This is a genomic window from Thermosulfurimonas sp. (assembly GCF_015491435.1).
In the GTDB taxonomy this organism is placed as follows: domain Bacteria; phylum Desulfobacterota; class Thermodesulfobacteria; order Thermodesulfobacteriales; family Thermodesulfobacteriaceae; genus Thermosulfurimonas_A.
This window is the reverse complement of sequence record NZ_WFVX01000116.1, coordinates 1-9,571: the sequence shown is the minus strand read 5'-3', so window position 1 is coordinate 9,571 and position 9,571 is coordinate 1. Positions and strand designations below refer to the sequence as shown.

The window sequence follows — 9,571 nt, the reverse complement described above, 5'->3', positions numbered from 1 at the left end:
GGCAAAGGGGGCTGGGAGGTTTTTCCGCCGGAAGGGAATGGAAGGAATTTCTTCTGCGTCTGGAAGGGGCACTTTGAGTCCTTTTTCGTCATTTTTTTGACGAAGAGTCAGCCGGGAGGTCGGACCGTAGTCCCGCAAAAAGGGAAAGATACAGGGCCAGGGGCTATGGTCTATATGGTATGATGTTTGCAAAAACCAAAGGCAGGAGGAAGTCATGGCCGAGGGTGCAGAAAAGAAGGGAGGAGGCAAGAAACTTCTGATCTTTTTACTCCTGGGTCTGGTCCTGCTGGTAGGGGCCGGGGTGGCGGCCTATTTTCTGCTTTTTTCCCGCTCGGCTCCTCCCCCGGAAGAGACCCAAAAGGAGGCCCAGGCTCCTAAATCCCAGATAGGACCCTTTCTGCAACTGGACCCCTTTGTGGTCAATCTCTCGGATCCCACGGGCAGACGTTATCTGCGGGTGAAGATCGCCCTAGAACTCAAGGATGATCAGGCCCTTTCCGAGGCCAACAATCGGATCCCGCAGATCAACGACGCCATCATCATGGTGCTCTCCTCCAAGACGGTGGAGGAGGTGCTGGCCCCGGAGGGAAAATCCGAGCTGCGTTTTGAGATCATGAACAAACTCAACCAACTCCTGGGGCCCGGCAAGGTGAGAGGGGTCTATTTCACTCAGTTTGTGGTGCAGTGATGGACAAGGTTCTCTCGCAGGAAGAGATTGATGCCCTTCTGGCGGGTCTGGAAGGCGGGGAGGTGGACACCACCCCCGAACCCTCCACCGAGGAGGGGGTGCGTCCCTTTGATTTTCGCCATTATTCGGTCTCCACCAGGATCAAGATCCCCGGTTTTGAGGTGATCAACGAACATCTGGCCCGGGGATTGCGTATGGGATTTTCCACCCTCCTGCGAGAGATCGTGGAGGTCAACAGTGAACCCATTCAGATGGAACGTTTCCGGGATTTTCTGAACCGTATTCCGGTCCCCACCTCCATCCATATCTTCCGTCTGGAGCCCCTGCGGGGGCAGGCCCTGCTGGTTATCGATGCCCCGCTGGTCTTCACCTTTGTGGAAAGGTTTCTGGGCGGGGGGGAAAGAAAGTTGATCAAGGTGGAGGGGCGGGAATTCACCCCTATAGAACAGCGTCTTATCCGCCGGGTGGTGAATCATATCTTTCAGGAACTGGAACGGGCCTGGAAGGGGATTCAACCGGTTAAGGCCAAATACGTTCGGGGAGAGGTCAATCCCCAGTTCGCCCGGGTGCTTCAACCGGAGGAGATCGTGGTGGTCTGTAATTTTGAGGTGGATATCGAGGGAATCACCGGTAAGATCGCCTTCTGTTATTCCTTCGGCATGCTTCAGCCCATCAAGAGCAAGCTCTATACCCCCTATCAGGTGGAGGAGACCACCGATCCTTACTGGCAGAAACAGCTGGAGGAGATCGTCTTTTCCGCGGAGGTGAATCTCAAGGCCTTTCTGGGTCATGCCCGACTCAAGATCCGGGATCTCCTTTCCCTGGAACCCGGGGATGTGCTGGTGCTGGAGGAGAAGGCCGAGGAGCCGGTTACGGTGTCCGTGGAGGGTATTCCCAAGATAAAGGGGGAGCTGGGAAGTTATCGAAGGTATAAGGCGATAAAGGTTTTGGAGTTCATCCGGATAAAAGAGTAGGGGGTGCAAAATGAACGAGGAAATCCGGGAGGAGACCGCTCCCGAGGCTCCGGAGGAACAGGAGATCCGGCCCGAGGAGGGAGGCGGCCAAGCGGTGGAGGAGAAGGCCGTCGAAGGGACGGCGGAGGAGAAAGCCGCTCCGGAGAAGGAAGGCGGGGCCTCTCCCACCTCGGAAGAGGATCTCATGGCCATGTGGGAGGAGGCCCTGAAGGAGGCCGCTCAGGGGGAGGTACAGGCCGAAAAGGTGGAGGACAAGGAGGCCGCCCCCCAGGAGAAGGTGGAGGTACAGACCCCGGAGCTTCCCGAGTTCAAGGAAACACCGGCCCAGGGCCCCCATCCGGATCTGGAATTCATCCTGGATATCCCTCTGGAGGTATGGGTGGAGATCGGGCGTACCCGGATGACCATCAATGAACTCCTCAAGCTCACCCAGGGTTCCATCATTGAGTTGAACAAACTGGCCGGAGAACCGGTGGAGATTTATGTAAACGGCAAACTCATGGGTCGGGGCGAGGTGGTGGTGGTAAACGAGAGGTTCGGGGTGCGGCTTACCGAAATCCTTACCCCTCAGGAGAGAATCCAGAAACTGGGAGAGAGTTGATGTGGACCCTCTATTTCCAGGTCTTCGGGGTTACCTTTCTCCTGCTGGGGATCTTCTTACTGGGATTGTACCTCTTTCGCAGGTTGCGGCGGACCTGGCCTTCCCGGGAGGGAGAGATCCGGGTGCGGGAGGTGCGTCCGCTGGACTTCAAGCACCGGCTGGTTCTGGTGCAGGTGAAGGATTCCCTGCTCCTTCTGGGGGTTTCGGAAAAGGGCATAACTTCCCTTAAGGAATGGCCGGATGAGAGCGCTTAGACTGGGATTGATCCTTACTCTGGGGCTTTCCTCCCGGGCCCTGGCGGTCACCCTCCCGGCGGTGCGTCTGGCTCTTGAGCCGGCCAAGGGGCCGGAACAGGTGGCCCCGGTGCTCCAGATCCTTCTGCTCCTTACCGTGCTCTCCGTGGCTCCGGCCCTTCTTCTTATGCTCACCTCCTTTACCCGGCTGGTGGTGGTGTTCAGTCTTTTGCGTCACGCCCTGGGGACCCAGCAGACCCCGCCCAATCAGGTCCTCATCTCCCTGGCCCTTTTTCTGACCTTTTTCATCATGGCCCCGGTCTTCCGGCAGGCCTATCGTCAGGGCCTCCAGCCCTATATGGACCATCAGCTCACCGAGGAGGAGATGTTGCGCAAGACCCTCCAGCCCTTCCGGCAGTTCATGCTCCGGAACACCCGGGAAAAGGATCTGGCCCTTTTCGTAAAAATCCGCGGGGAGAAACGTCCCCGCACGCCGGAGGATGTCTCGCTGCTTTCCCTGATCCCGGCCTTTATGATCAGCGAGTTGCGCACCGCTTTTGAGATCGGCTTTTTGCTCTATCTTCCCTTCCTCATCATCGACATGGTGGTCTCCAGCGTCCTCCTTTCCATGGGGATGCTCATGCTTCCGCCCATGATGATTTCTTTGCCCCTCAAGCTCCTCCTTTTCGTGCTGGTGGATGGGTGGAACCTCCTGGTGGGGTCCCTGGCCAAGAGTTTTTTTCTAGGAGGATGACCCCATGACCGAACAGACCGTACTTTATCTGGCTCGACAGACGGTGGAATTAACTCTGCTCATTTCCGCGCCCATGCTTCTGGCCGGGTTGGTGATCGGGGTGCTTATAAGCATTTTTCAGGCCGTGACCCAGATCCAGGAGATGACCCTTACCTTTGTGCCCAAGATCGTGGCCGTATTCGTGGCCCTGCTTCTGACCTTTCCCTGGATGATGCGCAAGCTTCTGGATTTCACCCATACCCTGCTGGTCAATATTCCGGGATTTATCCGATGAGGACGGATCCCCTGCTTCAGCTGGTGCCCTGGGCCTACACTCTGGCTCTGGTCCTGGTCCGGACCTCCTTTCTGCTCTTTTTTATGCCCCTTCTGGGAAGTGTGGCTCCTCCGGTAGTGCGGGCGGCCTTTTCCCTGGTCCTTTCCCTGGCCCTGATCTTCGTCCTTCCCGGCCCGGTGCTCCCTCCGCAACATCTCTTTCAGGTGGGACTGGCCCTGGCCCAGGAAGCCCTGCTGGGCCTTTCTCTGGCCTTTCTCCTGCGGGTGATCTTCGCCGGGATCCAGCTGGGAGGAGAAATGGTGGGGATGCAGATCGGTTTCGGAGTGGCCCAGGTTATAGATCCGGTTACCGGGGTTCAGGCCCCCATCCTGGCCCAGCTCACTTATCTTCTGGCCTTTCTCTTTTTTCTGGTTTTCGATTTCCATCATCCCTTTCTTCTGGCTCTGGGGGAAGGGCTACGGTATCTGCCTCCCGGGAGGTTGAGCTTTTCGGCTCCGCTCTTTCTCTTTCTGGCCCGGGAAGGGCAAACCCTCTTTGTGGTTTCCCTGAAGATCCTGGCCCCGCTTCTGGCTTTCATGCTTCTGGTTCAGCTGGCCCTGGGGGTCATCTCCCGTTTTGTGCCCCAGATCAATATCATGATCGTGAGCTTTCCCCTTACCACCGGCCTGGGGCTTTTCTTTTTTGGTTTGACCCTGCTCTTTGTACCCAAGGTCCTTCTTCCGGCCTTTGTGCGGGCCACGGAATTGTTTCGGGTCATCTTTCACGGTTTCGGAGGATAGATGCCGGAGGAACCCCTTCAGGAACGCACCGAGGAACCCACCCCGCGAAGACGGGAGGAGGCCCGCAAGCGGGGGCAGGTAGCCCGCAGCCGGGAGCTGGCCTCGGTGGCGGTGCTGGGCTCCAGCGTACTGGCCTTCGCCCTGAGCGGGACCTTCATGTACTATCAGATTCGTACCGCCCTGGAATTCTTCCTGGGAAACCTCTTCCGGCCCTTCGATTTTCCGGAGGGGATGCTGGCCATCCGAAAGGCCTTTTATTTTTCGGCCCTGGGGGTGGCTCCCTTTTTCCTGCTCCTTACGATAGCCGCTTTTCTGGCCCATTTTGTCCAGACCGGAGGGGTGGCGGCCTGGGAGGTCCTTTCCCCCAAGGCGGAACGCATAAACCCGGTGGAGGGGTTCAAGCGGCTCTTTTCCATTCCGGCCCTGGTGGAACTCGTCAAATCGGTGGCCAAAATCGTCATTATCTCGACGGTGGCCTATCTGGTCATCCGGCACCGGCTGGGGGATCTTCTGGCCCTTACCGGAGAAGACCTGCACACCCTGGCGGTGGAGCTTTACTTCCTCTCCCGGGATCTGGTCCTGAAATTGCTTATAGCTCTGGTGGTTCTGGCTATACTGGACTTTTTCTTCCAGCGCTGGGATCTGGAAAGGAAACTGCGCATGACCCGGGAGGAACTCAAAGAAGAACTCAAACAGACCGAGGGGGATCCCCTGGTACGCTCCCGGATCCGTCAGCTCCAGCGGGAAATGGCCCGCCGGCGCATGATGGCCGAGGTGCCCCGGGCGGATGTGGTCATTACCAACCCGGAGCATCTGGCCGTGGCCCTTCGCTATCAATTGGGGGAGATGCCGGCTCCCCAGGTGGTGGCCAAGGGTCGGGGATATCTGGCCGAAAAGATAAAGGAGCTGGCCCGGGAGGCCGGGGTCCCGGTGGTGGAGGATCCGCCGCTGGCCCGGCTTCTCTATCAACGGGTGGAGGTAGGGGACTACATCCCCGAGGATCTTTATCAGGCCGTGGCCGAGGTCCTGGCCTTTGTTTACCGCTTGCGGGGTAAGAGGGTCTCCTGATGGCCGAGGGAACCTTAACCCTCAAACGTTACGTGGAACCGAGCAACGTGGTGGTGGCCGCCGGGGTGGTGGCCCTGTTGGTGATCATGGTCTTTCCGGTACCCCGGGGGCTCATGGATATCCTCCTGGCCCTGAGTTTTACCGTTTCGCTCACCATCCTTCTTATGTCCATGTATATTCAGAAACCCCTGGATTTTACGGCCTTTCCGGCCCTTCTTCTGGTGACCACCCTTTATCGGCTCTCCCTTAACATTGCTACCACCCGTCTCATTCTTTTGCACGGTCACGAGGGCCCTCTGGCCGCCGGGCGGGTGATCATGAGTTTCGGTCAGTTTGTGGTGGGGGGGAATTACGTAGTCGGGGCCATCGTTTTTGCCATCCTGGTGATCATCAACTTTGTGGTGATCACCAAGGGAGCCGGGCGGATTGCCGAGGTGGCGGCCCGTTTCACCCTGGATGCCATGCCCGGAAAACAGATGGCCATCGACGCGGATCTTAACGCCGGCCTCATCGATGAGGCCGAGGCCCGGCGGAGAAGGGAGGAGATCCGCAAGGAGGCGGAGTTTTACGGGGCCATGGACGGAGCCAGCAAATTCGTGCGGGGGGAGGCGGTGGCCGGGCTCGTGATCACCAGTATCAATATCGTGGCCGGGCTGGTCATCGGGGTGGTACAGAAGGGGCTGCCCCTTTCCGCGGCCCTTAAATCCTATACCCTGCTTACCATCGGTGACGGTCTGGTCTCCCAGATCCCCGCCCTTATAGTTTCCACCTCCGCGGGTATCATTGTGAGCCGGGCGGCCTCGGAATCGGGCATGGGGCGGGATTTCGCCCGTCAATTCGCTTCCCGTCCCGAGGCCCTGGCTATGGCCGCGGTGGCGGTATTCCTGGTGGGCCTGCTTCCGGGGCTGCCCACCCTTCCCTTTACGGTGCTGGCCCTGGGGGTGGGAGGGCTGGCCTACATATCCTTCCGGTTTCAGCAGGCCCTGGTGACCGAGGAAAAACCCGAGGAACCCGAGGCCCCGCCCCCCGGAGAGGAGATCGAACAACTCCTTCCCCTGGATCTTCTCAGCCTGGAGATAGGATACGCCCTTATCCCTCTGGTGGATGAGAGCCAGGGCGGAGATCTCCTGGAGCGGATCAAGAATCTGCGCAAACAGTTGGCCCTGGAAATGGGAGTGGTTATCCCCCCCATTCATGTCCGGGATAACCTCCAGCTCAAACCGGCCGAATATCTCATTCTCATCAAGGGGGTGGAGGTGGCGCGCGGGGAGGTCCTTCCGGGGCATCTCCTGGCCATGAGCCAGGAGGAAAAGGCCCCGGAGCTCAAAGGGGCCATCCCCACCCGGGAACCCGCCTTCGGGCTTCCGGCCTACTGGATACCCGAGGATCGGAAGGAGGAGGCCGAGGCGGCCGGGTATATCGTGGTGAATCTCTCCACGGTGATCGTGACCCACTTTGCCGAGGTCATTAAGAGACACGCCGATGAGCTCCTGACCCGGGAGGAGGTCCAGAAACTCCTGAACACCCTTTCCCGCCAGTATCCCAAGGTGGTGGAGGAGGCCCTGAACGTGGTGAACCTGGGGATCATCCAGAAGGTATTGCAGAACCTGGTACGGGAAGGGGTGTCGGTGCGGGATCTCCTCACCATTATGGAGACCCTGGCCGATTACGGTGAGCGCATAAAGGATCCGGATACGCTTACCGAATACGTACGGCAGAGGCTGGGAAGGGTGATTGTGAAACCCTATCTCGATCCCTCGGGCAAACTGTATGTAACCGCGGTGGGCGAGGACATCGAGGAAGCGATTCGCCGCTCCCTCCAGCGCACCGCGGAGGGGACCTTTCTCATGATTGAACCCCGTATGGGTAGTCGTATTGTGGCGGCTCTGGTTCAGGCCGCGGAAAGGATGACCCGGGCCGGTCGGCATCCGGTGTTCCTGGCCACCCCCACGGCCAGGCGGCATCTACGCCGGCTGGTGGAACGTTCCCTGCCTCAGGCTGCGGTGCTCTCTCACGCCGAGATCCCGGCCGAGGTCCGGGTGGAGATCCTGGAGACGGTGAGGATGGGCCGTGAAGATTAAACGTTTTTACGGAAAGAATCCCCTGGAGGTTATCACCCGGGTCAAGGAGGAACTGGGGGAGGAGGCCCTTATCCTCTCCTCCCGGCGCCACAACGGCGAAGGGGTTTACGAAATCGTGGCTGCCATCGATGGTTCCTCGGCCGAAGGGTTTCCCGCCGGAAGGCCGGAGGAAACCCCCGCCGAATTGGATCTACGCAGGGAACTCCAGGAGATAAAGACCCTGCTGAAGGAGGTCCTCTCTCCTTATAAGGCCGGGGAAAGGTTCCTTCGCCTGGTGGAACTGGGGATTCCCCCGGAGGTGGCGCAAAAGGTAGTGGAGGATCCCCTCTCCTGGCTTAAGGCACACCTTAAGCGGTCCGCGGCCACTCCCTTTTCCCGGCGCAACATCTTTGTGGGGCCGGCCGGGGCCGGGAAAACCAGCAGTATATTCAAGATCGCGGCCTGGTTTCGCTATCACCGCGGAGAGGCGGTACGGGTCCTGAGCCTGGACCGGCATCGTGTCGGGGCCCTTCAGGAGGCCCGTCGTCTGGGAGACCTCCTGGAAATCCCTGTGGATACCGAGGTTCCGGACCCCCTTTCCGAGGAAACCTATCTTCTGGTAGATACACCGGGCTGGGGAGGACGCTTCGGTCCGGAGGATCTGCGGGAGATCCTGGAGAAGATTCCCCGGGCCCGGGTGCAACTGGTGCTCAAGGCCACCGAACATCCGCTGGTTTGGAAGCATTTTCTGGAACAGTGCATGGATTTTCCGGTGGAAGGGGTGGTTCTCACCCACGCGGACCGGATATACTGTGGACTCTCCCTGGGATTTCTTCTGGAAGAAAACCTGCCCGGGATCAGTTTCGTTTCCCTGGGGCCCCGGATCCCCGAGGACCTGGCCCGGGCTACGGAGGAGGTTTTGGAAAAGACCTTTTTGCGTGGGCTAAATCTCGTGTATGGTTTACAATAGAAAGGAGGTTCCTATGCGTGTTCTTGCGGTCTCTAGCGGAAAGGGCGGAGTAGGAAAAACCAATTTTGTGGCCAATCTGGCTCTGGCCCTGGAAAAGAAAGGGCAACACACGCTGATCTTCGATGCCGATCTGGGTCTGGCCAATGTGGATGTACTGCTGGGTCTGGCCCCCAAGAGGGATATTAGACACGTACTTTCCGGAGAATGCACCCTTAAGGACATAGTGATACGCACCAAATACGGTTTTGAGGTTATCCCGGCCAGTTCCGGGGTACTGGAGCTTACCCGTCTGGCTCCTTCGGAGAAGCTCTCCCTGAAGGAGCAGTTCGATGAGGTCTCCCAAGGGGTGGATTTTTTTATCTTTGATCTGGGGGCCGGAATCTCGGATAACGTGTTATTCTTTAATCTGGTGGCTCAGGAACGCATCGTGATCACCACCCCCGAGCCCACCGCCATGGCCGACGCCTATGCCCTGATCAAACTTCTTTTTGTCCGCCATCAGGTAAAACGCATTTATCTGCTGGTCAATCTCATCCGCGACGAACAGGAGGGCAAGACCGTATATCGCCAGATCGCTCAGGTGGCGGAGCGCTTTCTGGGGCCGGTGGGGTTGACCTATCTGGGGGCCATCCGGAACGATCCTTCCGTGCCCCGGGCGGTGCGACAGCAGGAACCCTTTCTGCACCTCTTTCCGGATTCTCCAGCCAGCCGGGATCTGCTTCAGATCTGTGAGAAGCTCCTTCGCCTCAAACCCAAAATCGAGGGAGGCCTTGAGGCTCTGTGGTCCCAAAGATCCCAGGCTCTCTTATGAAAAACTACCTGTCCAAGTCCCCGGAGGAACTGGTTCTGGAACATTTGCCGCTGGTCAAATACCTGGCTTCCCGGCTGGCCGGGAGATTGCCCCCTCCGCTGGAGGAGGAGGATCTGGTTTCCGCGGGTATCCTGGGGCTTATTGAAGCCGCGCGGCGTTTTGATCCCCGGCGCAACATTCAGTTCCGGACCTTTGCTGAGTTTCGTATCCGGGGAGCCATGCTGGATCAGATCCGTCATCTGGACTGGGTTCCCCGTTCAGTAAAGGAGAAGGCCTCCCGCCTGGAGAAGGTCTTTTCCGAGCTGGAGAACCGTCTGGGACGCCCTCCGGAGGACGAGGAAGTGGCCCGGGCTATGGGG

The 9,571-nt window shown here is 58.8% G+C and carries 12 protein-coding genes; all 12 read left to right on the top strand.

What is annotated here, in order from left to right; translation table 11 throughout:
• Positions 1 to 214 precede the first annotated feature (214 nt).
• The gene (locus tag F8J34_RS05260) at positions 215 to 688 is read left to right on the top strand and encodes a flagellar basal body-associated FliL family protein (RefSeq protein ID WP_297056961.1); all 474 of its coding nucleotides are present in this window, start codon (positions 215 to 217) and stop codon (positions 686 to 688) included.
• Positions 688 to 1,662 carry a flagellar motor switch protein FliM gene (gene fliM / locus F8J34_RS05255; RefSeq protein ID WP_297056960.1) on the top strand — a complete coding sequence of 325 codons (975 nt, stop codon included), beginning with the start codon at positions 688 to 690 and terminating at the stop codon, positions 1,660 to 1,662. The genes F8J34_RS05260 and fliM overlap by 1 nt, the downstream gene beginning before the upstream one ends.
• Before the next feature lie 10 nt (positions 1,663 to 1,672).
• A complete protein-coding gene (gene fliN / locus F8J34_RS05250) occupies positions 1,673 to 2,263 on the top strand; it encodes a flagellar motor switch protein FliN (protein ID WP_297056959.1) in 591 nt (196 codons plus the stop codon).
• Complete coding sequence (locus F8J34_RS05245) at positions 2,263 to 2,517, top strand: flagellar biosynthetic protein FliO (RefSeq protein WP_297056958.1); 255 nt, start codon at positions 2,263 to 2,265, stop codon at positions 2,515 to 2,517. The genes fliN and F8J34_RS05245 overlap by 1 nt, the downstream gene beginning before the upstream one ends.
• A complete protein-coding gene (fliP, locus tag F8J34_RS05240) occupies positions 2,504 to 3,250 on the top strand; it encodes a flagellar type III secretion system pore protein FliP (RefSeq protein WP_297056957.1) in 747 nt (248 codons plus the stop codon). Before F8J34_RS05245 ends, fliP begins: the two co-directional genes overlap by 14 nt.
• A 4-nt stretch (positions 3,251 to 3,254) precedes the next feature.
• A complete protein-coding gene (fliQ, locus tag F8J34_RS05235) occupies positions 3,255 to 3,524 on the top strand; it encodes a flagellar biosynthesis protein FliQ (RefSeq protein WP_297056956.1) in 270 nt (89 codons plus the stop codon).
• Positions 3,521 to 4,303 (top strand): flagellar biosynthetic protein FliR, encoded by a 783-nt coding sequence (locus F8J34_RS05230; RefSeq protein ID WP_297056955.1) that lies wholly within the window; start codon positions 3,521 to 3,523, stop codon positions 4,301 to 4,303. Before fliQ ends, F8J34_RS05230 begins: the two co-directional genes overlap by 4 nt.
• Positions 4,304 to 5,371: a flagellar biosynthesis protein FlhB gene (gene flhB, locus F8J34_RS05225; RefSeq protein WP_297056954.1), complete on the top strand. Its 1,068-nt coding sequence runs from the start codon at positions 4,304 to 4,306 to the stop codon at positions 5,369 to 5,371.
• Positions 5,371 to 7,452 carry a flagellar biosynthesis protein FlhA gene (gene flhA, locus F8J34_RS05220; RefSeq protein ID WP_297056953.1) on the top strand — a complete coding sequence of 694 codons (2,082 nt, stop codon included), beginning with the start codon at positions 5,371 to 5,373 and terminating at the stop codon, positions 7,450 to 7,452. The genes flhB and flhA overlap by 1 nt, the downstream gene beginning before the upstream one ends.
• Entirely contained in the window at positions 7,442 to 8,401 is a 960-nt protein-coding gene (locus F8J34_RS05215) for a hypothetical protein (RefSeq protein ID WP_297056952.1), read from the top strand. Before flhA ends, F8J34_RS05215 begins: the two co-directional genes overlap by 11 nt.
• 13 nt (positions 8,402 to 8,414) lie before the next feature.
• Positions 8,415 to 9,212, top strand: coding sequence for a MinD/ParA family protein (locus F8J34_RS05210; protein WP_297056951.1), 798 nt, complete (start codon positions 8,415 to 8,417; stop codon positions 9,210 to 9,212).
• On the top strand, positions 9,209 to 9,571 hold a 363-nt coding region (locus F8J34_RS05205; protein ID WP_297056950.1), incomplete at its 3' end, for a sigma-70 family RNA polymerase sigma factor. The genes F8J34_RS05210 and F8J34_RS05205, both read left to right, overlap by 4 nt.